Origin of the sequence: Pyxidicoccus trucidator (assembly GCF_010894435.1) — a bacterium.
Lineage (GTDB): Bacteria > Myxococcota > Myxococcia > Myxococcales > Myxococcaceae > Myxococcus > Myxococcus trucidator.
Map to the genome: position 1 here is coordinate 159,837 of NZ_JAAIXZ010000016.1, position 23,576 is coordinate 183,412.

The 23,576-nt window shown below is 67.4% G+C and carries 18 protein-coding genes; 8 read left to right on the forward strand and 10 right to left on the reverse strand.

What is annotated here, in order from left to right; genetic code table 11:
• Positions 1-39: 39 nt before the first annotated feature.
• The gene (locus G4D85_RS35675; RefSeq protein ID WP_275900342.1) at positions 40-1,212 is read right to left on the reverse strand and encodes an MFS transporter; all 1,173 of its coding nucleotides are present in this window, start codon (positions 1,210-1,212) and stop codon (positions 40-42) included.
• Between the two features lie 310 nt (positions 1,213-1,522).
• Between G4D85_RS35675 and G4D85_RS35680 the strand changes: the two genes are divergently transcribed.
• The gene (locus tag G4D85_RS35680; protein ID WP_205525846.1) at positions 1,523-2,419 is read left to right on the forward strand and encodes a LysR family transcriptional regulator; all 897 of its coding nucleotides are present in this window, start codon (positions 1,523-1,525) and stop codon (positions 2,417-2,419) included.
• Between the two features lie 154 nt (positions 2,420-2,573).
• Here G4D85_RS35680 and G4D85_RS35685 read toward each other — a convergent pair whose 3' ends face one another.
• A complete protein-coding gene (locus G4D85_RS35685; RefSeq protein ID WP_205525847.1) occupies positions 2,574-2,939 on the reverse strand; it encodes a hypothetical protein in 366 nt (121 codons plus the stop codon).
• A gap of 328 nt (positions 2,940-3,267) precedes the next feature.
• Between G4D85_RS35685 and G4D85_RS35690 the strand changes: the two genes are divergently transcribed.
• Positions 3,268-3,420: a hypothetical protein gene (locus G4D85_RS35690; protein WP_164018564.1), complete on the forward strand. Its 153-nt coding sequence runs from the start codon at positions 3,268-3,270 to the stop codon at positions 3,418-3,420.
• Positions 3,421-3,617: 197 nt separating this feature from the next.
• Here the strand turns inward: G4D85_RS35690 and G4D85_RS35695 are convergent, their stop codons facing one another.
• Positions 3,618-5,513 (reverse strand): Hint domain-containing protein, encoded by a 1,896-nt coding sequence (locus G4D85_RS35695; protein ID WP_164018565.1) that lies wholly within the window; start codon positions 5,511-5,513, stop codon positions 3,618-3,620.
• Positions 5,514-5,858: 345 nt separating this feature from the next.
• Between G4D85_RS35695 and G4D85_RS35700 the strand changes: the two genes are divergently transcribed.
• A complete protein-coding gene (locus G4D85_RS35700) occupies positions 5,859-6,227 on the forward strand; it encodes a hypothetical protein (protein ID WP_164018566.1) in 369 nt (122 codons plus the stop codon).
• 111 nt (positions 6,228-6,338) lie between these two features.
• Positions 6,339-8,156 (forward strand): DEAD/DEAH box helicase, encoded by a 1,818-nt coding sequence (locus tag G4D85_RS35705; RefSeq protein WP_205525848.1) that lies wholly within the window; start codon positions 6,339-6,341, stop codon positions 8,154-8,156.
• 43 nt (positions 8,157-8,199) lie between these two features.
• Here G4D85_RS35705 and G4D85_RS35710 read toward each other — a convergent pair whose 3' ends face one another.
• The 4 genes from G4D85_RS35710 to G4D85_RS35725 all read right to left on the reverse strand — a co-directional run bounded on the left by G4D85_RS35710 (position 8,200) and on the right by G4D85_RS35725 (position 14,777).
• Complete coding sequence (locus G4D85_RS35710; protein WP_164018567.1) at positions 8,200-9,324, reverse strand: ABC transporter permease; 1,125 nt, start codon at positions 9,322-9,324, stop codon at positions 8,200-8,202.
• A 2-nt stretch (positions 9,325-9,326) separates the two neighbouring features.
• Positions 9,327-12,077 (reverse strand): ribosome-associated ATPase/putative transporter RbbA, encoded by a 2,751-nt coding sequence (gene rbbA / locus G4D85_RS35715; RefSeq protein WP_275900343.1) that lies wholly within the window; start codon positions 12,075-12,077, stop codon positions 9,327-9,329.
• Between the two features lie 77 nt (positions 12,078-12,154).
• Positions 12,155-13,165 (reverse strand): HlyD family secretion protein, encoded by a 1,011-nt coding sequence (locus tag G4D85_RS35720; RefSeq protein ID WP_164018569.1) that lies wholly within the window; start codon positions 13,163-13,165, stop codon positions 12,155-12,157.
• A gap of 10 nt (positions 13,166-13,175) precedes the next feature.
• On the reverse strand, positions 13,176-14,777 hold the full coding sequence (locus tag G4D85_RS35725) for an efflux transporter outer membrane subunit (RefSeq protein ID WP_164018570.1): 1,602 nt from the start codon (positions 14,775-14,777) through the stop codon (positions 13,176-13,178).
• Between the two features lie 241 nt (positions 14,778-15,018).
• On the opposite strand from G4D85_RS35725, the gene ppk2 reads away from it, so the two are divergent.
• Positions 15,019-15,819 (forward strand): polyphosphate kinase 2, encoded by an 801-nt coding sequence (gene ppk2 / locus G4D85_RS35730; protein ID WP_164018571.1) that lies wholly within the window; start codon positions 15,019-15,021, stop codon positions 15,817-15,819.
• 31 nt (positions 15,820-15,850) lie between these two features.
• Here ppk2 and G4D85_RS49005 read toward each other — a convergent pair whose 3' ends face one another.
• Positions 15,851-17,389: a Cof-type HAD-IIB family hydrolase gene (locus G4D85_RS49005; protein ID WP_240359695.1), complete on the reverse strand. Its 1,539-nt coding sequence runs from the start codon at positions 17,387-17,389 to the stop codon at positions 15,851-15,853.
• Between the two features lie 116 nt (positions 17,390-17,505).
• On the opposite strand from G4D85_RS49005, the gene G4D85_RS35740 reads away from it, so the two are divergent.
• From G4D85_RS35740 to G4D85_RS35750, 3 genes are read left to right on the forward strand one after another with little or no spacing between them, the layout of a single operon-like run.
• Positions 17,506-18,663 (forward strand): class I fructose-bisphosphate aldolase, encoded by a 1,158-nt coding sequence (locus G4D85_RS35740; protein ID WP_240359696.1) that lies wholly within the window; start codon positions 17,506-17,508, stop codon positions 18,661-18,663.
• Between the two features lie 36 nt (positions 18,664-18,699).
• Positions 18,700-21,168 carry a phosphoketolase family protein gene (locus tag G4D85_RS35745; protein ID WP_164018572.1) on the forward strand — a complete coding sequence of 823 codons (2,469 nt, stop codon included), beginning with the start codon at positions 18,700-18,702 and terminating at the stop codon, positions 21,166-21,168.
• A 15-nt stretch (positions 21,169-21,183) separates the two neighbouring features.
• Positions 21,184-22,431: an acetate/propionate family kinase gene (locus G4D85_RS35750; protein WP_205525850.1), complete on the forward strand. Its 1,248-nt coding sequence runs from the start codon at positions 21,184-21,186 to the stop codon at positions 22,429-22,431.
• A 47-nt stretch (positions 22,432-22,478) separates the two neighbouring features.
• Here the strand turns inward: G4D85_RS35750 and G4D85_RS35755 are convergent, their stop codons facing one another.
• Positions 22,479-22,811: a hypothetical protein gene (locus G4D85_RS35755; protein ID WP_164018573.1), complete on the reverse strand. Its 333-nt coding sequence runs from the start codon at positions 22,809-22,811 to the stop codon at positions 22,479-22,481.
• Positions 22,808-23,572 carry a DUF2092 domain-containing protein gene (locus tag G4D85_RS35760; RefSeq protein WP_164018574.1) on the reverse strand — a complete coding sequence of 255 codons (765 nt, stop codon included), beginning with the start codon at positions 23,570-23,572 and terminating at the stop codon, positions 22,808-22,810. Before G4D85_RS35760 ends, G4D85_RS35755 begins: the two co-directional genes overlap by 4 nt.
• Positions 23,573-23,576: the final 4 nt, after the last annotated feature.

The window sequence follows — 23,576 nt, forward strand, 5'->3', positions numbered from 1 at the left end:
GCCGTGGGCCGTGAGGTGCGGAAGTCGCACCGCAGCGGCTCAGCGGGCCGTGCGTGCTCCCGGCAACAGGCGGACCAGCAAGGCCGCCAGCGCCGAGGCAGTCGCCAGCAGCGTCACCGCCACCCATCCCCACCGGGCCAGCACGAGGCTGCCGCTCGCCGCGCCGATGGACATGCCGATGAACATGCCGACGAACAACACCGCGTTGAGCCGGCTGCGCGCTGCGGGGTCGATGCCGAAGACAATCGTCTGATGCGCCACGAGCGTCATCTGGACGCCGAGGTCGAAGCCAATCGCGCTGGCGGCGAGCAGCCACAGCCGTGCGTTCGGTTCGAGCCACGGCGACGCAAACAACGTGGCGAACGAGAGGGCGGTCAGTCCGGCGCCCAGGCGCGTGACCACTTCGGGGCCGAAGCGGTCCGCGATGCGGCCCGCCACCGGCGCGCCCAACGCCCCCGCCGCACCGGCCAGGCCGAAGGCACCGGCGGCCGCGCTGCCCAGGTGAAACGGTGCACCATGCAGCATCACCGCGAGGGTGGACCAGAACGCGCTGAAGCCCACCGAGAGCAGGCCCTGCGCCAGCGCGGCCCGGCGCAGGGCGCCGTGCCTGCTCCAGAGGCGGGTGAGCGAACCGAGGAGGGCGCCATACGAGAGCGTGCTGGTCGGGCGGAAGCGCGGCAGGCCGCGCCAGGCCGCCACGCCAATCAGGGCCACGCTGGCGGAGGCCATCAGGTACATGGCGCGCCAGCCGAAGTGCTCGGCGACCACACCACTGATGACGCGGGAGAGCAGGATGCCGAGCAGCAGGCCGGTCATCACCGTGCCGACCACCTTGCCGCGCTCGCGCTCGGGGGCCAGGGTCGCGGCGGCCGGCACGATGTCCTGCGCCAGGGTCGCCGTCAGGCCGATGGCGAAGCTCACCGCCAGCAGCAGGCCGATGCCCGGAGCGACGCTGCCCAGCAGCAGCACCCCGCTCAGCAGGGCGGCCTTGATGAGGATGATGCGGCGCCGGTCGAAGCGGTCGCCGAGAGGCGTCAGCAGCAGGATGCCCAGCGCGTATCCCAGTTGGGTGAGCGTGGGCACGAAGCCCACCGCCGTGTCCGAGGCCCCGATGGTGGCCCCCATCACCCCCAGCATCGACTGGCTGTAGTAGATCGATGCCACCGACAGCCCAGCGCCCGCGGCCAGCAGCAGGCGCAGACCGCTCGACAAGGGCTCGCTGCCTCCGTGGCTGGCGGTCGCGAGCTGAGACGGACTGGCCGTAGCGGCGGAGACCGCTGCGGGCATGCTGCGGTTGCCGGCGGCTTCATGTACGGCACGAATGAAGGACATGTTGTTCACCCCTGGCGGTGCGAGACGAGAGAAGTGTGCGCCCGAGGGATGGAGGTCGGTAGTAGCGCGCTCCGCACATCGGTTATACGTCCCGCGTATGCCAAACTCCTCGAAGCCGGCTCGGCCGCGCGGTTCCCAGCAGAGGGTCCTCCCACCCGCGGCGCCAGCCACCACCGACCGGCTCGAGCTGATGCAGACCTTCATCCGCATCGTCGACGCCGGGAGCCTGTCCTCCGCCGCAGCGCAAATGGGCACCACGCAGCCGACGGTGAGCCGCCGGCTCCAGGCGCTGGAGCGCTCGCTGGGGCTGCGGCTGCTTCAGCGCTCCACCCATGCGATGAAGCTCACCGAAGACGGCGTACGCTGCTACGAGCGCGCGAAGGAGCTGCTTGCCAACTGGGAGATGTTCGAGGCCGACCTGCGTGGCGCGAGCGACGAACCGGAGGGCACGCTGCGCGTCGTGGTGCCCCATGCGTTCGGGCAGCAGTTGCTGGTGGAGCCGCTGACGGAGTACCTGAATCGCCACACGCGGGTATCGGTCGAATGGCTGCTGCACGACCGGGCGGTGGACTTCATCGCGGACGGTATCGATTGCGCAATCCACGTCGGCGAGGTGCATGACCCCAGCGTGGTGGCGATCCGCGTGGCCGAGGTGCCACGCATCGTCGTGGCCGCGCCGTCGGTGCTGGCGGGCGTACCCGTGCCGACCCATCCCGACGAGCTCGCACGGCTACCCTGGCTGTCGCTGCGCACGTTCTATCGCAACGAGCTATCGCTGACCCACGTGGCCACCGGCGAGGTCCAGCCCATCGTCTTCCAGCCGCGCCTGAGCACGGACAGCCTCTACGCTCTCCGCAGCGCCGCGGTGAAGGGCCTCGGCGTCTGCGTAGGGTCGGCCTGGGTGCTGAACGAGGACATCGTGCGTGGCCGGCTCCTGCACCTGGTGCCGCACTGGCGGGCCGCGCCCTTGCCGATGTACCTGCTCTATCCGTATGCGCGGTTCCACCCGGCGAGGCTGCGCAGGTTCGTGGAGTTGATGAAGGAGACGATTCCGTCGGCCCTGGCCGTGGCAACGCACGCGGGCTGAGCCTCCTACCTGCCCGTGCCAGCAGGACCTGGTGCTCCTCGAGCCGCTGGAGGAGGCGTCCACCTATCACCTGGAGCGCCTCATCCGTTTCGACTGGTGAGGCCCGTGTCGGCCGCGCACGCGGGGCACGGCCGACACGCGACTCAGGGCGTCATCAGCACCCGCACTTCACCCGCCGGAAGTCGGCCAGGACAAGCCACTCGGTGCACGTCTGCCCCAGGGGGTTGGAGCACACGCGGTACTTCTGGGTCGACTGGAAGGTGGCGCCCAGCGGGATGTTCTGACACGGCCCCTCGGTGCAGTCCCGGACGTAGCAGGGGCTGAGGCCGTATTCGGGATCACAGGAGGTGGGACCACAATCCGACGTGGCGGACCAGGCGCTACAGGCGCCATACCCAGCGGCCACACACTGATTGTAATTGTCCTGCTGGCAGGCATCCGCAAGCCCGAGCAGAACCTCGGCCTCCGCCTGCGAGGACGTCAGGGCTTCAGCGCCCTCTTCCGGAAGCCGCTCGTCCACGGGACCACAGCCAGCCAGCAAGGCCAGTACAACCGATCCAACCAACACTCCGAGCTTGCGCATACATGTCACCCCAAGGCTCCCGCCGCCAGGAGCCAGGCCCGCCTGCTCTCGTCAAGAGACAGGTCGTCGTTGTCGTGTCTGGGAAGGCGGCCCGCCCTGAGGGAGCAGGTCCCGGCGCCCAAACTCTCACAACTTTCGTTTGGCTGACAATGGTAATTGTCAGACGCAACTATTGCGCTTGGGCCAAGGGAGTCTGGCTGCAGCAATCCAGTGATATGGAATCAAATGGCGTGACTGTAGACTTGTTCAATGACTCCACACCTCTGTGAATAGGGTGGAGTGGGCCGCGCGGCCGTGCCCGACGGCCCCCTCCCCGAAGGTGCTCCAGTCCCTGGCGAGCCGGGGCGGCTACACGGGGCCGATTGACGGCATCCCCGGCACCAACACGTACGCGGGCCTGGCGAACCTCCTGGACTGACGCCGAAGCCCCCTGACCACGGCCCGGAGCGACACCTCCGGGCCGTGTCGGTCGGGGCAACCGCCAGGCCTCGGACGACTCCCCTGCCCCGCCGAGAGCTGAGCGGGGGCGCCACTGGGGGCTGGCGGCACAGAGCGGGCCCCTGTGCCGCCACCACCGCGGGCGGCTGCGTCATCGCCCCGCGTGAAGCCTGACGCCTACGGCCGGCGCGCCTGGCTGTTCAGGTAGTCGGCATGCCACGCCGCGGGCAGGGCGGCCAGCAGGTCCGCCGGGACGGGCAGGTGCTTCTGCCGCTCCAGGTCCGTCTGCATCCGCGCGTCACCCACCACGAAGCCGTTGGCGATGAGCGTGTGCTCCTTCGCGCCCACGTCCACGAGCTCCGCGTCCGTGCCCAGGGTCAGGTTGTAGACCTGTCCCTTGTAGGGCACGCGCTCCACCGCGGTCAGCGCCGCCTCGCCGTCGCGGGTCAGCAGCACGTCACCCGCTGCGAGCTCACCCGCCGCCACGACGCCGCGGGTGCGGCTCACCATGGGGTGGCGGTTCGTCACGAGCACGCCGCGGCCCTTGCCTGCCTTCAGGCGCACCAGGGGCTGGGACTCGGTGCCCTTCGTCACGGTGGTCACCGTGAGGGCACGGCCGCCCACGTGCGTGAGCACCTGGTCACCTACCTGCACCGACTCCACCGGGACGGACTTCCCATCCGCCCGCAGCACGCGCGTGCCCGCCGCGAGGCAGCTGTTCTTGAAGTCCAGCACCGCCAGCCGGCGGAAGCCCAGGCGCTTCACCGGGCTGAAGCCGCCACCCGCGCGGGGGCACGTCGCATTCACGGTGGTGAAGGCCTGCATCGCCACGTCCTGCTCGTGCCCGAGGCAGTCCGTGCCCAGGTCCATCAGGCCGTTGAAGGGCAGGCTGGAGGCGTCCACGCCCGCGCCCAACGGCAGGCTGCCCGTGAGCACCACCTGGCCCGGCACCGCCGCGACGTTGGCCACCTTGCAGCGGCCGCCCGCGCTCAGGAGGATGATGCTCACCTCGCTCGTCACCGACTGCACGGTGCAGGAGGACGGAAGGCCCGTCACGTAGGTGCCCTGCGCCGGCAGGTACAGCTTGCTGCTGCTGAACGTGCCCGGCGTGGGCCAGTACGCCGCCGTGTCCGGCGTCCACCGGCGCGCGGTGAGCGACGTCGGCGCATTCACCGCCGCCACGCCCGTGTAGCCGCCCGCGAAGGCGACGACGTTGCCGGCGGTGTCCTTCTTCGCCAGCGCGTAGTCGCAGTCCATCGCGCCCGTCGCCGAGCCGCGCTCCAGGCAGGTACGGATGGCGTTGCCCGCGAGGTTGCCACCGATGAGCTCCCTCGGATGGTCGAAGTTCAGGCCTGGGGGCAGCAGCAGCACCGTGGTGTCCGCGGTGGAGTAGAACGTCTCCATGCGGCCGCTGGCCTCGTCATAGGCCATGCCCATCGAGTCGTAGAACAGGACCCGGTCCGGCCCCGCGTCCAACACCACGTCCAGCGGGTCCGTCTCCAGCGTCTTGGCGAGGTAGGCCTCCGTGGCGGTGGTGGCCAGGAGCTGGAACTCCTGACGCTCGGGCGTCGTGGAGTAGGCGTTGAAGTCCACGTACGAATAGTCCGCGCCGCCCGCGCAGGTGATGTAGCCCGAGCCCTGGAAGGTCGTCGCGCTGGTGCCATGGGCGACCTCCTCCAGCGGCAACAGGTGGGCGCACCACTCGGCGGTCGTCTGGGCTGCCTGGACGGTACCGCCGGCCTTCTCCGCGAGCACGCGCTCACGCTGCTGCGCCAGGCTGGAGAACAGCCGGGGCGAGTTGGCCAGGTTGTTGCCGGCCGACTCCAGGCGCTTCAACACGAAGGCGTATTGCTTCGCGTCGCCCAGGTCGAGCGGCATCTGTGTGCCGGCGTGGTGCTGCTTCCATTCGGCGTACAGCTTCGCCATCTGCAGCGAATCCGTGGACCGTTCCTGGCGCACGGCGGCTGGCGGCGTTTCGCGCGCCGGCTCGGCCGTGCAGCCGGCCATCAAGGGAGACGTGAGCGCCATCGCCGACAGGGCGAGGCGCTTCCAGCGGGAGGTGACAGGGAGCATCGCAGGGGACTCCGGAACCGGAAGCCCCGCCCACCATGGGTCATGGCTCCGGTTCACTCACAGTGTATTGCAGCAGTATCCAGGTGTCCCCTGAAATCAGGTTTATGAAAGTCACAACCGTGTGGCTGGGATTGGCGCGCTGGCGCGAGGGATTGAGACCTTTTTCGGTTACGCCCGGGCGGAACCGTGACGCAGAAGGCCACAAACGGAGGGACGGGGGGGCCGGCCTGCTGGTGACGGTGCGCGCTCCGGGCCCTGGAGAACGCTCGACCCGACTGGTGTTAGTCTCGTACTCCCCGTGCGGCCCAGGAATGGGGCCAAGCGGTCACCGAGAGGAGTCCGAGCATGTCTTCGCGTCGCATTCATCATTCATGGGGTGTCGCCCTGTTGCTCACGCTCGCCACGGCCGTGCTGGCCGAGGCGCCCACCGAGGAGCCCGTCTCCCGCGAGGAGTCCACCCCGGAGGCCTCGCTGCTCACGTGCGAGGCAGCCCGCTGTGGCGCGGATTGGATGTGCGAGGACATGTGTCCCACCGCGGAGACCGCGGTCTGCGTCAACTTCTACTGCCAGTACACGTACCCGCCCGGGGGCGGAGGTGGAGGCGGTGGGAACCCTGGCTCGACCTGTACGGGCTACCGGTGCGGCGGCGACTGGAACTGCGTCTGCGAAGGCCTGCAGGGCTACTGCGGACCCAACTCCATGTGCGTCTTCTGAGCGGAGCCGGCCCCCGCGCTCCAACCCGCCCCCTGGCCCGGGCTCCGCGAGGGGAGCCCCGTTTCGGGTATCCTTCCCAGGCACGTCTGCGAAGAGGAGAGGATTGAGGCCTTGGCCACGTTGATTCCAGCCCTCAACCAGTGCCTGGGTCGCATGCAGGCGGGGGAAAAGCGCTTTGCTCGCCGCCTCGAGGAGAAGCTCGAGGACGACTACCTCCTCTGGTACGACGTGCCGGTTGGAGCAACGGGCCATCACCCCGACTTCATCGTCCTCCACCCGCGGCGGGGAATTCTCGTCCTCGAAGTGAAGGACTGGCGACGTGAAGCCATCCAGGCCTTCGACAAGGCCGGTGCCACGCTCCTGACCAGCAACGGGCCCAGGCGCGTGGCCAACCCCTTCGAGCAGGCGCGCGTCTATGCGCAGGACATCGAGACCCTGCTGGCGCGGGACCCGGCGCTCACGCACGTGGGCGGCGGCTTCCAAGGCAAGCTGAGCCTGCCCTGGAGCTACGGCGTCGTCCTCTCCAACATCACCCGCCGCCAGTTCGACGAAGGGAAGCTGGGCGAGGTCCTTCCCGCCCACCGCGTCCTCTGCAAGGACGAGATGACGGAGGAATTTCCTCCCGAGGCCTTCCAGCAGCGGCTCTGGGCCATGTTTCCCTGGCAGCGGGAGCGACCGCTCACCCTGCCCCAAATCGACCGCATCCGCTGGCACATCTTTCCCGAGCTGCGGCTGGGAGGCACGCAACTGGACCTCTTCGCGGAACCGGATGCCGAGGCGACACTGCCAGACCTCCTCCACATCATGGACCTGCAACAGGAGCAGCTCGCGCGCAGCCTGGGCGAGGGGCACCGGGTGATTCACGGCGTCGCGGGCTCGGGCAAGACGATGATTCTGGGATTCCGCTGCCTCCAACTGGCCAGGGTGCTGCGGCGGCCGGTGCTCGTGCTCTGCTTCAACCGGGCCCTGGCCGCCTGGCTCGAGCAGACGATGGCAGCACGTGGGCTCGAGCACCAGGTGAGGGTCCGGAACTTCCATGCCTGGTGCCGGGAGCAGCTGGTGCACTTCCAGGCGGGCCTGCCGCCCGAGGGGCTCGCTCCCGGCGACTACGCCGAACAGCTCGCTCAGCGGGTCATCCGCGCCACGGACCGGGGACTCATTCCGCGTGGACAGTATGGCGCGGTGCTGGTGGACGAAGGACATGACTTCAAGCCGGAGTGGTTGAAGCTGGTGGCGCAGATGGTCAGCCCGGAAACCAACTCCCTCCTGGTGCTGTACGACGACGCCCAGTCCATCTACCGCCGCGAGCGGTTCAGCTTCCGGAGCGTTGGAATCCAGGCCCAGGGGCGCACCACCATCCTGCGGCTCAACTATCGCAACACGGCCGAGATTCTTCGCTTCGCCGCGGCGTTCGCCAAGGACGTCCTCCAGCCAGAAGACGCGGACGAGGACGGTATTCCCCTCGTCCTCCCTCAAACAGCCGGGCGGCAGGGCCCTCCACCTCGGCTGGTGTCCCTTCCGAGTCTGCGGGAGGAGGCCGACTACGTGGCCGGCCACCTCCGTCAACTGCACACGGAGGGTTTCCGCTGGAGCGACATGGCGCTGCTGTACCGGAGCTCCGAGGTGGGCGAGGCCGCAACCCAGCGCCTCGCGCACGCGGGCGTCCCCTTCCAATGGGTGGGAAAGCACACGCGCCAGTCTCCCCTCGATGCCCGGCAAGACTCCGTGAAGGTGCTCACCGTCCACGCCAGCAAGGGACTGGAGTTCCCCGTCGTCGCCATTCCGGGCCTGGGCCGTCCGCACTCCAGGGCGGAGAGCCCCAAGGAGGAAGCCCGGTTGCTCTATGTGGCGATGACGCGAGCCATGGAGCGCCTCGTCGTCACCCAGGCGCAGGCCGCCGCGCCCCACCCCCTCGCCACCGCGAGGTGAACGCGGGACGGGCAGACACGAACCCGGGTTGCGGTGCACGCCGCTACTTGCTCACCGCGATGGACTTCCGGAAGAGCGCCAGGCTGTAGACGAAGAACCCCACGCCCACCGCGCCTACCATCAGGAACTGGCTCCAGACGGCTCCCAGTCCCCCGCCGCGGTAGATGATGATCTGCGAGAAGCTGACGAAGTGCCGGGAAGGCAGGAGGTAGGTGACGTACTGCAGCCACTTCGGCTGGCTCTCGACGGGAGTGCTCCCACCCGAAAGCAGCATCAACACCAGGATGACGAGGATGATCAGCAGCGCGAACTGCGCCATCGAACGTGAAATCGTCCCCAGGAAGATGCCGAGCGCCGTGGCGAAGAACAGGTAGAGCACGACGCCGACGAACCACAGCACCACCGAGCCGGCGAACGGCACCTCCAGCACCATGTCCACGACCAGGAGGAGCGAAGCCCCGGTCGCGACGAGAATCACGAGGCTGTTGGCCCAGACCTTCGCCATCGCGATTTCGAACGAGGTCAGCGGCATCACGAGCAGGTGCTCCAGCGTTCCGTGTTCGCGTTCGCGGATGACCGCGGCGCCCGTCAGGACGACCGTGAGCAGGGTTATCTGATTGATGATGGCCACCACGCTCTTGAACCAGGACGATACCCCGTTGGGGTTGAAGAGCTTGCGAACGACCAGGTTGACGGGTTTCGGCCCCGTCACCTCAGCGCGACTGAGAAAAGACGAGATCCGGTCGTTGATGATGTTCTTGATGTAGCCGGAGCCGATGCCCGCCTGCTGCATGGCGGTCGCGTCGATGTTCACCTGGATGTCCGGATTGCGCCCCGCGCGCAGGTCATGCTCGAAGCGGGGCGGAATCACGACGACGAACATGAACCGGCCTCTGTCCATGTCCGCCTGGACAGCATCGGGGGAGATGACTTCAGGCAGCTTGAAACGGGGTGGATAGAAGGCGTTGAGCAACTCCTTGGACAACGCGGACCCGTCCTCGTCGACGAAGGCAATCGATGCGTTGTTCACCTCGCTCGAGGTCCCCGTGGCCTGGACATAGATTGCCAGGGTGAACGCATAGATGACGAATACAACCATCACCACGTCGCTCAGCAGGCTGCGAAGCTCCTTGAGCCCGAGCCACAGAATGTTCAGCAGCGAGTTCACCCCTATTTCTCCTGCTTTCTCAAGCCGACGACACTGATGGCCAGGAGAATGGGAATACACACGGCCAGGAAGGCGACATCCCGCATGAGGAGACCCGCCCCCAGTCCCTTCGTGAACGCGCCCAGACTGGCGTGCATGTAATAGGAGGCCGGCCAGATGGAACCGACTATCAAGGCGCCGCCCTGCAGCGTGGAGACAGGCTGCAACAAGCCGGAGAACTGGATGGTCGGCACGATGGTCAGGATGGCCGTGACGAAGACGGCGGCGACCTGGCTACCGGTAAATGTCGAGGTCACCATCCCTAGGCCTGTCGTCGCCGCGACGTAGAACAGCGTGCAGAGCGTCAACATCAGGAAGCTGCCCTTGATCGGCACACCGAAGACGGTCAGCGCCAGGGCGGTCAGGATGAAGAAGTTGGCCATGCCGATGGCGATGTACGGCAGCTGCTTTCCGAGCAGGTACTCCAGCTTCCCCGTGGGCGTGACATAGAAGTTGATGATCGACCCCAGCTCCTTCTCGCGCACGATGCTGACCGTCATGAGAATCGCCGGTATCAGCAGCAGCAGCAGCGCCGGGACACTCGGCACGATGGAATAGACACTCTCGAACGTTGGATTGTACAGGAATCGCTCTTCGATATTGGCCGTGTGCTTCTGAGCACCGGCCGTCTGGAAGCCGCTCGCGGGATCCCGCAGCAACCCGTTGTGGACGCCCTGGACATATTGCTCGACGGTGTCCCCACGGAAGGTCATGGCGCCATCCACCAGCGCCAGCACCTCGGGTCCGGAGCCCCGGCGAAAATCCAGACCGAACCGGGGCGGAATCTCCAGCACCACCGAGACATCGTCTGACTGGAGCCGGCGGAGCGCCTCGTCCGCGGATTGGGCCGGCGGAGTCGAGGCGAAATAGCGTTCCACCGCGCCGAATTGTTCGAGATACGCACGACTCTCTGGCGACTGGTCGAGGTCCAGCGTGGCAAAACGGATGTTCTCGACGTCGGTCGTGATGCCGAAGCCGAAGACGAGCATCAGCACCGCCGAGCCGACAAAGGCAAACGTCAGCCGGACCTTGTCGCGGAGGATCTGGATGGTCTCATTGTGGGCGTACGCGAGCAGCCGGCCGAGCCGCAGCCGGAGGCCGGCCCGGTCCGGTCGCGCGGCCTTGGGTGGGGCGACGGGCGCTTTGGCCGCGGGCTCCGGGACGGGAGGGGGGGCCTTGCTCTCGGTGCGCGCCGCTTCGGCAATGGCGTCCTCCATGTAGGCGATGAAGGCGGTCTCCAGGCTGTCGGCGTTCCGTGCCTCGATCAGCTTCTGGGGAGCATCCGCCGCCAACACCTTGCCCGCGTTCATGAGGGAGATCCGGTCGCAGCGCATCCCCTCGTTCATGAAGTGCGTCGTCACGAAGATGGTGACGCCCTGCTTCCGCGACAGGTCGATCAGCAGCTCCCAGAAGCTGTCCCGGGCGACCGGATCGACTCCCGACGTGGGCTCGTCCAGGATGAGGATCTGCGGCCCGTGCAGCACGGCGACGGCCAGCGAGAGCCGCTGGCGCAGCCCCATCGGCAGCGCATCGGCCAACGCATCCAGATGCGCGCCCAGTCCGAATCGCTCTACCAGCTCCTCGATGCGCGCCTTCGCCTGGTCTGGCGGCAGATGGTAGAGCCGGGCATGCAGGACCAGGTTCTGATGGACGCTCAGCTCGCCGTAGAGCGAGAAGGCCTGCGTCATGTAACCCAGGTTCTTGCGTACCTCCATGCTTCCGGCCTCGACGGAGTGGCCGAAGAGCTTCGCAGACCCTTCCGTGGGGGGGAGCAGGCCGGTCAGCATCTTCATCGTCGTGGACTTGCCGCAACCGTTGGAGCCCAGGAAGCCGAAGATTTCACCGCGCTCAATCGACAAGGTGACGTGGTCGACGGCGGTGAAGGTACCGAAGCGGCAGGTCAGCCCCTCGGCCTCGATGGCCAGCTCCGCATTGCCCGGTGCACGTGGCGGGATGATGATTTCCTTATGTCCCTTGCGCTTCTCCTCGGGCAGCAGCGCGATGAAGCACCGGTCCAGGTCCTGCGTCCCCGTGCGCTCCATCAGCTCCGCGGGGGACCCTGTCGCCAGCACGCGCCCCGCGTCCATGGCCACGATCCAATCCCACTGCTGCGCTTCGTCCATGTAGGCCGTGGAGATGATGACGCTCATCCCCGGGCGCCCTACGCGAATATCGTCGATGAGCGTCCAGAACTGCCGCCGGGAGAGCGGATCGACGCCGGTCGTGGGCTCGTCGAGGATGAGCAGATCCGGGTCATGGACCAACGCGCCGCAGAGCCCCACCTTCTGCTTCATTCCCCCCGAGAGCTTGCCGGCGGGACGGGCCGCGAACTTGCCCAGTCCCGTGGCCTCGAGCAGCTCCGGGACGCGCACCTTGCGCTCCGCGGCTGACAGCCCGAAGAGCCGGGCCATGAAGTCGACGTTGTCGTAGACGCTGAGCTCCAGATAGAGGTTCTTGCCCAGCCCCTGCGGCATGTACGCGATTCGCGGGCCCACCGCGCGCCGGTGCCGGACGTCGGCGATGTCCCCGTCCAGGACAGTCACCCGTCCTTCCTGCATCTTCTTGGAGCCGGCGACCAGGGCCATCAGCGTCGACTTGCCGACGCCATCCGGCCCCACGATGCCCACCATGATGCCGCTGGGAATATCCAGCGAGATGCCGTCGAGCGCCACGACGCTGCCGTAGCGGTGGGTCACGCCCTGGATGGAGACCACGGGCCTGTTGGCGGAGCCGCCCGGCGAGTCTGGAGACGCGGATGAGACCATTGGCTGAACCCTCCCGGGTCACCGGGCTAGTTGGAATCGGGTTCAGCCTTGATGACGTTCTGCAATTGGGCAGGCCAGGGGGTGGCGGGGTCCACCTTGACGTAGCCGACCCCGCGAATGCCTGTCTTGATGCGCTCGACATAGCGGCCGGCCAGTTCCCGGGGGACCTGGAGCTTCACCCGGAACACCAGCTTCTCCCGCTCGCTCTTCGTCTCGACCTGCTTGGGGGTGAACTGCGCTTCCGGGGACACGAAGGAGACATACCCGGGGATCGATTGCTCGGGCTCGAAGTCGACGGTGAGGCGCGCTTCGGAGCCAATCTTCAATCTGGCGGCCTCGCTGGCCGGGAGGAATATCTCCATGTAGACGTCTTCCAGGTTCACGAGCGTCAGCGCCGGTCCACCGGGCGCGAGCACCTCGCCGGGCTCGGCGAGGCGATAGAGGACTCTTCCCGTCACGGGAGACTTGAGCGTCGCGTCGGCGATGCGCGTCTGAACCGTCTCAGCATTCGCTCGCGCGACCTCAATCTGCTCCTTGGAGGTCTTCAGCATCGCTTCCGCTTCCGCCAGGGTGGCCCTGGTGGTCGCCAGCTGGCTCGTTCGAACGTCCAGATCCCGCTGCGAGCCGGCGCCCTGCGCTACCAGCTTCCGGGCGCGAGCGACCTCGATGGAGGCAAGCTCGATTTCACTCTTCTGCTTGACGATCGACGCATGGGACACCGCCAGGCGTTCCTCCGCGGCCGCGACGTTCGCATGGGCTTCCGCCAGAGTGGCCTCCAGCGTGTTGGTGTCCAACTGCACCAGCACCTGGCCCGGCTTGACGAGGTCGCCCTCGTTGACAAGGATTCTTTCCACCCGCAGGGGTTCCTTGGCGGCGACATCGACCAGCTTCGCCTCGATTCGGCCGTTACCCGAGACGATTCCCTCTGGCAGCTCGGATTGCTTCCCCTTCCAGTACCGAAAGCCGATGAACGCGGCGACCGCGATGGCGATCAACCCAATGACCCACTTCGTCTTCCCTTTCGGGTTCTTGGGCATGGCAGACCCTCTATTGCTTTCCCGGTGGCGAGCTGTTCTTTGTTTCCTGCGCTCGCGGCTTGGACAACATGTCGCCCCAGTCAGTCCGCTTATCCATCTCGCGTTGCATCGGCTCCGGCACGACGGGCTGGTTCTGACGCACCTCCCAGCCGCCGCCCAGCGCCTTGTACAGGGCGACCAGATTCGTGGCGATGGAGGAGTTCGTCTGGGCAAGGTTGTTCTGCTGCTCCAGGAGCGAGCGTTGCGCTTCCAGCACGCGCTGGAAATCCACGGCGCCTTCCCGGTACTGCACCAGGGAGAGCTCCACCGACCTCTGCGCGGCCTTCACGGCGGCCTGCTCGAACGCCATGGCTTTCTGGGCATTGGCGTAGCCCGTCAGTGCGTCCGCCACCTCCTGGGCCGCCTTGAGCACCGTGTTGCGGTAGTTGACGAGCAGTTGCTGGAACCGCGCGTCTTCGATCCGCACACCATTCTTCAGGCGGCCATAGTTCAGGAAGGGAAAGACAATCCGCGGTCCAAGGGAATAGGCCAGGCTGCCGAGGGAGAAGAGATTGCCGGAGGAGCTGCCGCTGGTGCTCGCCTCGAGTCCGATCGTCCCGAAGATGGAGAAGCTCGGATAGAGCTCCGACTCGGCGATACCGATTCGGGCACACTGCGCGGCGGCATAGAGCTCGGCGCTGCGGACATCCGGGCGCCGCCGCAGAATCTCGGCCGGCATGCCGACAGCCACCGTCGCGGGCGCCATCGGAATCTGCCTGGGGCCCGCCAGCAAGGCCTCCACGTTCCCCGGGGGCTGGCCCAGGAGCGTGCTCAGGGCGTTGCGAGCCTGCTCCAGCCCACCTTCCAGCTGGGGGATGGTGGCCCGGGTGCTCTCCAGCAGGGTTGCGGCCTGCGCCACATCGAGCTCCGAGGTGGCGCCGTTGCTGAAGCGCGACTCGGCGATCCGGAAGCCTTCCTCCTGAATCTTGACGTTCGCCTGGGCCTGTTCGATGAGCACCTCGAACGTCCGGACGACGACATAGGTTCGCGCGACCTCCGCGGTGAGCGAGACGAGGGCGGACTGGTAGTCCGCCACCGACCCGAGCAGGCTGGCGGTTTGCGCCTCCACTCCCCGCCGGTACTTGCCCCAGAAATCCAGTTCCCAGATGGCGTCGAAGCCCAGCTGGTAATCCAGATAGTGGCGGTCGAGGACACCGAAATTGGCCGCATTGGCGCCGTTCTCACTGAGCCCCACCGCGGTTGCGCTGCCGGTGGCCACCTGGACCTGCGGATACTGCTGGCCGGTGACGATGCCCAACTGGGCGCGCGCCTCCACGATCCTCAGACCTGCAATCTGCAGCGGCAGGTTCTGCTGGTATGCGAGCTCGACGAGGCGATCGAGCGCCGGATCACCGAACGACTTCCACCATCGGGTGTCGACCTCGGCCTGCTTCGAGAGTCGCGGGTCGCCCTGGGTGCGCCACTCCTGGGGAACCGCGGCCTCGGGCTTCGTGAAGGTGGGGCCTACCGTGCACCCGGAGAGCGCCGATAGCACGCCGAGCAGCGGCAAGGCGCCGACGAAGGGTGCGAGCCCCGGGTGCATCCCCTGTCTGGTGCTGTCCGTCCCCCGCATTCAAGACACCTCGATGGCAGGGATGATCGACACGTCGCGGAGCGCGGGGAAGTACGAGCTATCCGAATGCCCCGCAGGGCAATCCGCGATGTCCTTTCACCATGGCCTGACACCGACCTGGGGGCGGCCTGATGTCGCCCGCCGCACAGGGTTTGCGTCTCAAGGCTGGCTCCTTCGGCTGTCTGACGCATCCCCCAAGGTGCGCATTGCGCGTGCCGGAGGGCCGCACAACCATGAGGCCATGGCACAAGTCGCTGACACGGAGCCCCTGAAGCGCAAGGACTATGAAAAGGAGCTTCGCAAGCTCCAGGCCCGGCTCTGCCTGCTTCAGGATTGGGTCAAACAGGAGGGAATGCGCGTCATCGTGGTCTTCGAAGGGCGGGACGCCGCGGGCAAGGGTGGCACGATTCGCGCCATCACCGAGCGGGTGAGTCCCCGGGTGTTTCGAGTGGTCGCCCTCCCGGCGCCTTCGAGCCGGGAGAAGACCCAGATGTACCTGCAGCGGTACGTGCCGCATTTTCCCGCGGCCGGCGAAATCGTGATCTTCGACCGCAGTTGGTACAACCGGGCCGGGGTCGAGCCGGTGATGGGCTTCTGTACTCCCGAGGAGCACAAGCGCTTCCTGATAGGCTGTCCCGTCTTCGAGAAGTACATGGTCGACAGCGGAATCATCCTGCTGAAGATCTGGCTCGAGGTCGGCAAGGAGGAGCAGGAGCGGAGGTTCGAAGCGAGGGTTGGCGACCCTCTTCGGCAGTGGAAGCTGAGCCCGATGGACATCAAGTCCTGGACGCGCTGGTACGACTACTCCCAGGCGCGGGACCAGATGCTGGCCGCGACGGACACGCCGCATGCGCCCTGGCACATCCTGCGTTCCGACAACAAAAAGAAGGCGCGGCTCAACTGCATCCGCTTCCTGCTGGAGCAGATTCCCCACAAGCGGGTGAAGCGCGCCAAGGTGAAGCTGCCCCGTCGTTCCATGCGTGGCTCCTACGACGACGACGCCTCGCTCAAGGGGAAGAACTTCATCCCCGACAGGTACTGAGCGTCCGTCCGCACCGGGACGCGGCGCGTTCTCAGTGCGCTGCCTCCAGAGCGAGGTGCGAGGTGCCGTCCTGCTCGAGGAGGGCGGCCGGGTCGGCCACCACGACGTCCGCGCCGTGGCGGCGCAGCTCGGCGGGCCGGCCCAGCCGGTCGACGCCAATGACATAGGCGAAGTGGGCCGCCCGTGCGGCCGCGACGCCGGCAGGCGCGTCCTCGAAGACGACCGCTTCCTCGGAGCCGACCCCGAGGGCCCGGGCCGCCGCGAGGTAGAGTTCGTGGGGCGGCGCGGCGTCGAGCCGCGCGTCGAAGAGGTCCGCGATGCCTGCCGACCGGAGCATCTCGTCGCAATGCCTGCTCGGGGAGACGACCGCGGTCCGAAGGCCGGCCGCGCGCGCCGCCTGGACGTAGCGGACCGCTCCCTCATACGTCTCCACCCGCTCCTGCCGGAGCAGCTCGACCAGGACCGCTGCCTTGCGGTCGTTCAGCGCGCGAACCGTGCTCTCCGGCAGCGCAATGGCGCGGGAGTCGAGAAACGCGCGGAGGTCCTCCAGGGGCGGCTTGCCGTCGAAGTAGCGGCTGTAGTCGCGCACCAGGTCGAAGGGGATGAAGGGCTGCCCCGAGGCTCGCGCACGCTGCACCAGGTAGTAGTCGCACAGCTGCTTCCAGGCCCGGGCATGGAAGCTGGAGGTCTGGGTGAGGACGCCATCAAGACCGAAGAGGCAGGCGCGCGTGCGGGGCGGAAGCCCCAGCCGCGTCCGTGCGCGGGGCGGCTGGCCCAGGATGAAGGCGTCGACCGCGTAGGCGAACCCGTCCTCGTCGTTGGTGCGCGTGACGTGGCGTGCGAACCGTTGGACCTCGGCGCTGGCGTTGCCCATGGCGATGCCAAGGCCGGCGGTGGTCAACATCGGCAGGTCGTTGGACATATCCCCGATGGCCGCGATCTGCTCGAGGGGAATCTCGAGGATGCGAGCGGCCTCACGCACGACCATTCCCTTGTTCGCTTCGGGGTGCGTGACGTCGACATAATAGGGCGTCGAACGTGCCGCCGACGCTTCGGTGCCCAGTCGCATGGCGAGCTCGGCCTCGCAGCGCGCGACCAGCGCGGTGTCCTCGCTCACACCCACGAGCTTGATGGGTGCGTCGAGCACGCGGTGCAGGTCCGCGATGATGACCGGGTCGAACCCGACGTTGTTCCGCTCGCGCGCCACGCGGAACGCCTCGGGGCTTCGGAGGAACCAATCGGCCCCCTGGTATACCCAGACATCCAGGCCGGCCTGGAGCAGGTAGTCGACAGCCGCCCTGGCAACGTCGGGAGGAATCGTCCGCTGCTCCAGCACCGTCGTGAGGTCGGGTTTGACGTACACGCCGCCGTTGAAGGCGGCCAGGGGGTCGGTGAGCTTCAGCGCGGCCACCAGCCCTGCCATCCCGCGCGGCGGTCGCCCGCTCGTGACGGTGAACATGACACCGCTGGCGCGCAGCCGGGCGACGGCCTCGCAGGTTCGCGCGGTGAGGACCTTGTCCTTCGTCACCATGGTCCCGTCCACGTCCGCGATGAGCAACTTGATGGTCATGGCTGTCTCCAGCGCCCGCCCGCTCGCTGCTGCAACCGCGCGCCAGGCGCTGCCAGTTACGGCTGGGTCCAGGGTCAAGATGGCATCGCAATCCAGGTGACACCACCCTGCCCGGAGTGCCAGGGCAGGCCCCTTATCGAGCGCCCCCTGGCTGGTTGTCGGCCCAAGAGGGCGCGCTCAGGTTCTCTTCCGACGAATGGGAGGAACACATGCCGACGAGGCCAGGGCTCGACGAAACCGCGCGAGCAATCGTTGCTGACGGAAAGGGTATCCTGGCGGCGGACGAGACGGTCGCAACGATTACGAAGCGCCTGAAAGCGCGCGCAATCGAGTCGACCGCGGACAGCCGCCGCGCCTACCGCGAGATGCTCTTCAGTGCGCCTGACATCGCCTCGTTCATCGGCGGTGTCATCCTGCAGGACGAGACAATCCGTCAGGACAGCTCGACGGGCACCCCGCTGATTGACCTGCTGGCTGGCCGCGGCATCATCCCTGGCATCAAGGTCGACGCTGGCGTCCATCCCCTGGCCGGCGCGCCGGGAGAGTTCGTCACTGAAGGGCTCGACGGGCTCCGCGCGCGGCTCGAGGAGTACCGCGAGCTCGGTGCGCGCTTCGCCAAGTGGCGCGCGGTCATCATCATCCGCGACGGGCTGCCGACCGAGAGGTGCACCCACGCGAATGCGCACGCGCTCGCGCGTTACGCCGCCCTCTGCCAGGAGCTGGGCCTGGTTCCCATCGTGGAGCCTGAAGTCCTGATGGAGGGAGCGCACGCGCTCGAGCGGTGTGAGGAGGTGACGGGGCGCGTGCTGCAAGCGGTCTTCAACGAGCTCTTTGACGCGAAGGTGTCCCTGGAAGGGATGTTGCTCAAGCCGAACATGATCACCGCGGGCCAGGGGGCCGCCAGGCAGGGCTCGGTGAAGGAGGTGGCGGAGGCGACGTTGCGCACCCTGGTGCGCCATGTGCCGCCCGCGGTTCCCGGGGTCGTCTTCCTGTCCGGCGGACAGGACCATGTCCTGGCCACGAAGCACCTCAACGCCATCAATGAGCTGGACAGCTCGAAGCCCTGGAAGCTGACCTTCTCCTACGGACGCGCGCTGCAGGACGAGGCGCTCGAAGTCTGGCGGGGCCGGCGCGAGAACGTGCCTGCCGCCCAGCAGGTGTTCCATCACCGCGCCTGGTGCGACAGCGCGGCGGCCCTGGGCAGGTACAGCGGCAACATGGAGGGCGAAGCGGGCATGGCCCGGGCAGAGAAGCCACCCTCCATTCACAGTTAACCCGACTCCACACTCAACATTGATGAGAGGAATGTCATGGCACACCCAACAGGGACGGGAGCATCAGAATATGGGTCGCCGTTGTCCGCCAGGGAGCACGGCCAGGAGCCCCCCGCGGCGGCCAGGGAGCCGGCCCGGGGGGGCGGACCGCTCACAGCCAGGGAAGTGGAGTTGATGAACGCCTACTGGCGGGCGTGCAACTACCTCTCGGTGGGGATGATCTACCTCCAGAACAACCCGCTGCTGCAGAGGCCGCTGGTGCCGGAGGACGTGAAGCACCGGCTGCTCGGCCACTGGGGCGCGAGCCCGGCGCTGTCGTTCACCTGGATCCATCTGAACCGGCTCATCGTCGAACAGGACCTCGACGTCATCTTCGTGGCCGGGCCGGGCCACGGCGCCCCGGGCGTGCTCGGGCCGGCGTATCTCGAGGGCACCTACTCGGAGGTCTACCCGGACAAGAGCATGGACGCGGAGGGGATGCAGAAGTTCTTCAAGCAGTTCTCCTTCCCCGGTCACATCGGCAGCCACGTCACCCCGGAGACACCGGGCTCCATCCATGAAGGCGGCGAGCTCGGCTACAGCCTCTCCCACGCGTACGGCATGGCCTTCGACAATCCCGACCTCATCGTCGCCTGCGTCGTGGGTGACGGCGAAGCCGAGACGGGACCGCTCGCGACGGCCTGGCACTCGAACAAGTTCATCAACCCCGTGCGGGACGGCGCCGTGCTGCCCATCCTGAACCTCAACGGGTACAAGATCGCCAACCCCACCATCCTCGCCCGCATCAGTCCGGAAGAGCTCGAAGCCCTGTTCGTCGGCTACGGCTACAAGCCCTACTTCGTCGAGGGCAGCGACCCGGCCGAGATGCACCAGAAGATGGCGGAGACCCTGGAGCGCGCCGTCGAGGAGATCCGGGCCCTGCAAAAGACGGCACGGCAGACGGACACCCCGACGCGTCCGCGCTGGCCCATGATCGTCCTGCGCTCGCCCAAGGGCTGGACCGGCCCGAAGGAGCTGGAGGGGCACAAGCTGGAGGGCTCCTGGCGCTCACACCAGGTCCCCTTCGGCGACGTTCGGAACAACCCGAAGCACCTGAAGGCGCTCGAAGACTGGATGCGCAGCTACCGGCCACAAGAGCTGTTCGACGAGCAGGGAAGGCTGATTCCGGAGCTCAGGTCGCTTGCACCCAAGGGGCCCCGGCGGATGAGCGCGAACCCGCACGCCAACGGCGGCCTGCTCCGCAAGGAGCTCAAGCTGCCCGACTTCCGCGACTATGCGGTCAAGGTCGTCTCGCGCGGCACCAAGCTGCATGAGAACACGAAGCCTCTCGGCGAGTTCCTGCGTGACATCATGCGCGACAACCCGACGAGCTTCCGCGTCTTCGGCCCGGACGAGACAGCCTCGAACCGGCTCCAGGCCATCTACGAGGTGAGCAAGAAGACCTGGATGGCCAGCCTGTTGCCAGAGGACGCCGACGGGGCCGAGCTCGCGCGGGACGGCCGCGTCATGGAGATGCTGTCGGAGCACACGCTGCTCGGCTGGCTCGAGGGGTATCTGCTCACGGGGCGCCACGGCCTCTTCCACACGTATGAGGCGTTTGCCCACGTCATCGACTCCATGTTCAACCAGCACGCCAAGTGGTTGGACATCAGCAAGAACTACGTGAAGTGGCGCGCGCCCGTCGCCTCGGAGAACATCCTGCTCTCCTCGACGGTCTGGCGTCAGGACCACAACGGGTTCTCACATCAGGACCCGGGGTTCATCGACCTGGTGACGAACAAGTCCGGCTCGGTCACGCGCATCTACCTGCCTCCGGACGCCAACACGCTGCTGGTGGTGGCGGACCAGTGCCTGCGCAGCACTGACTGCGTCAACGTCATCGTCTCGGACAAGCAGAAGCACCTTCAGTTCACCAGCATCGACGAGGCCGTCGCCCACTGCGCCAAGGGGTTGGGCATCTGGAAGAGGGCCAGCACGGACGAGGACTCGGAGCCGGATGTCATCATGGCCAGCTGCGGCGACGTCGCGACGCAGGAGGCCCTGGCCGCCGCCTCCATCCTGCGCGCGCGCGCACCGGGCCTGAAGCTGCGCTTCGTCAACGTCGTCGACCTGTTCAAGCTGCAGTCGTCGGCGGAGCATCCACACGGGTCCACCCAGCGCGAGCTCGAGAGCCTGTTCCCGCCGGGAAAGCCGATCATCTTCAGCTTCCACGGCTATGCATCGCTCATCCACAAGCTGGCCTATCGCTTCATCGACCACGAAGACCTGCACGTGCATGGCTACCGGGAGAAAGGCAACATCAACACGCCTTTCGAGCTGGCCATCCTGAACGAGACGTCACGCTTCCACCTGGTCATCGACGTCATCGACCGCGTGCCGGGGCTGCACGCGAAGGCGGGGCACCTGAAGGAAGAGATGAAGAACGCCATCATCGACAACCTGGCCTACGCGCACGAGCACGGCAGGGACCGTCCTGAAATCGCTGACTGGACCTGGCCGGACTGAGAGAGAGGCACACGCATGGAGCAGCCAACGTTCGAAACGGAGGACGTGCCGGACGCGCTGCTCGTGCTCAACGCCGGCTCTTCGAGCCTGAAGTTCTCCGTCTTCCTCCAGGAGGAGCCGCTCCGGCTCCTCCTGCGGGGGGAGTTCGAGGAGCTGTCGACCCATCCGCGGTTCGTCGCACACGCGGATGGAGCCGTCATCGGTGAGCGGGACTGGGCCGCGGGAACGCGGCTCGGGTACGAGGGCGCCACCGACTTCCTTTTCGCCTGGGGCCGAGGGGGTGTACTCGGCGGGCACCGGATCGCCGCCGTCGGCCATCGCGTGGTCCATGGCGGCATGCGCTTCTCCGGGCCCGCCCTTGTCGACGCGGCGGCCCTGGCGGAGCTGGAAGCGCTCATTCCGCTCGCGCCGTTGCACCAGCCCCACTGCGTGGAAGCGATTCGAGCCGTCATGCGGACGGCGCCACTGGTGCCGCAGGTCGCCTGCTTCGATACCGCGTTCCACCGCACCCAGCCGCCCGTGGCCCAGGCCTTCGCCCTACCCCGTCGATTTGCCGAGGAGGGCATCCGCCGCTACGGGTTCCATGGGCTTTCCTACGAGTACATCGCCTCCACGCTGCCTCGCGTGGTGCCCGCGGCCGCCGAAGGGCGCACGGTGGTTGCGCACCTCGGGAACGGCGCGAGCCTGTGCGCCATGTTCCGGGGACGTAGCGTGGCGACGACCATGGGCCTCACCGCCCTGGACGGACTCATGATGGGCACCCGCTGCGGTGCCATTGACCCCGGGGCCCTGCTGTACCTGATGGACCGGCACGGCATGGACGCGCGCGCGCTGGAGCGGCTCCTCTACCAGCAATCAGGCCTGCTGGGCGTCTCCGGCGAATCCAGCGACATGCGCGAGCTGCTCGACAGCTCCAGTGCCGCCGCCGCCGAGGCGCTGGAGCTGTTCGTCTACCGCATCCAGCGGGAGCTTGGCTCGCTCGCGGCGGCGCTGCATGGCCTGGACGCCGTGGTCTTCACGGGCGGCATTGGCGAGCACGCCGCGCCGATTCGCGAGCGGGTCTGTCGCGAGGCGGGCTGGCTCGGGCTGGAGCTGGATGAAGAAGCCAATGCGCGCGGCGGCCCCTGCATCACCAGGCCCGGAAGCCGCGTCTCCGCCTGGGTGATTCCCACGGATGAAGAGGCGATGATTGCCCTCCACACCCGGCGCGTGCTCAGCACGGCAGGCCTGGCGCCCGGTCCGCGGGCGCCAGGCCTCAGGTGAGCGGGACAGGACTCGGGCCCGGGCTCCTCGAGCCGCGGGCCCGGACCTCACATGGACGTCGGGACGTACACGAGGTTGGTGCCCTGGTAGGAAGGCCTGTAATACGTGCCTCCACACTGGTGGTAGGTGACGCCCCCCTGGACGACGTTGACGCAGCCAGCGGGCAGCGTGGACATCACCGCGGCCGTCGTTCCGACCACGGCGGCGGTCCCCACCGCCGCCGCGCCGACAGCGGCTCCCGCATAGACGGTTCGACGCGTGGTGCGGCGGGCCACGCCCGCGACGCTCACGGGCGTCAGCGGCCTGCCAACCACGGCCAGGACTTCGCCCGCGAAGAGCACGGACGCCAAGGTGAGGGCGGAGAGGTGGGCGCGTTTCATTTCGTGTCTCCTTGTGGCCCCGGGCGGGGCACCGCCTCGAGGAAGTCGATGCGTTCGGCGCCGTCGGGCCGGGTGAAGCGGAACACCGAGTCGTTGAAGCGAGGCGAGAAGTCCCACTCCGAGAGCTCGACGACGAACTCGGGCAGGCCCTCGACCTTCTTCGAGACAATCAAGAGCTTGCGTGGCACGGGCACGGGCCCGTCTTCAATCCATAGCTGCCAGTCCGTCTCGTTTCCGCGAAACGCCAGGTGTTGGCAGGGAACGCCGCGGACGAAGCTCGAGCCCAGGTTGCTTCCCGAGACGACGTCCTCCATCAGGATTTTGGCGGGGTTGCTGTAGAGCAGGTCCGCCCCGGGCGCCTCGAGGCCCAGCTTCTCTCGAGCCGCATCGATGGCGTCGTCAAGTTTCGGTGGGGCTTCGGTGGTCGCGTAGTAACGGGTCTTCTTGCCAAACAGGGTGAAGGTGCGCCCGTCGTAATAGAACTCGACGTCCGCCACCTCTCCGCGCCGGTCGCTCCGGAGCTTGTCGGGCCGCTGGAGTCGGACCGTGCTCGAGAAGTCGTACTCGATCTTTTCTCCTGTCTTGAGCACGACCTCCATCGAGCCATCCGTCTGGACGCTGAAGCGCTGCTGGCCGGCGAGGAAGTCGCTCATCTTCTCCACCAGCGCGCGGGCCTTGGGGTCGACGACAGGCTTCTGGGCGCGCTCAGCCTCGGGAGGCGGGGCGGCCGCGGCGACTCCGCCGGCAAGTGTGGCAAGCACCGCA

Coding starts and splice junctions, on each gene's coding strand:
- G4D85_RS49005 (WP_240359695.1), bottom strand. CDS start 17,389: ATGACCATCAAGTTGCTCATCGCGGACGTGGACGGGACCATGGTGACG.
- G4D85_RS35750 (WP_205525850.1), top strand. CDS start 21,184: ATGGAGCAGCCAACGTTCGAAACGGAGGACGTGCCGGACGCGCTGCTC.
- G4D85_RS35725 (WP_164018570.1), bottom strand. CDS start 14,777: ATGCGGGGGACGGACAGCACCAGACAGGGGATGCACCCGGGGCTCGCA.
- ppk2 (WP_164018571.1), top strand. CDS start 15,019: ATGGCACAAGTCGCTGACACGGAGCCCCTGAAGCGCAAGGACTATGAA.
- G4D85_RS35720 (WP_164018569.1), bottom strand. CDS start 13,165: ATGCCCAAGAACCCGAAAGGGAAGACGAAGTGGGTCATTGGGTTGATC.
- G4D85_RS35695 (WP_164018565.1), bottom strand. CDS start 5,513: ATGCTCCCTGTCACCTCCCGCTGGAAGCGCCTCGCCCTGTCGGCGATG.
- G4D85_RS35700 (WP_164018566.1), top strand. CDS start 5,859: ATGTCTTCGCGTCGCATTCATCATTCATGGGGTGTCGCCCTGTTGCTC.
- G4D85_RS35745 (WP_164018572.1), top strand. CDS start 18,700: ATGGCACACCCAACAGGGACGGGAGCATCAGAATATGGGTCGCCGTTG.
- G4D85_RS35755 (WP_164018573.1), bottom strand. CDS start 22,811: ATGAAACGCGCCCACCTCTCCGCCCTCACCTTGGCGTCCGTGCTCTTC.
- G4D85_RS35680 (WP_205525846.1), top strand. CDS start 1,523: ATGCAGACCTTCATCCGCATCGTCGACGCCGGGAGCCTGTCCTCCGCC.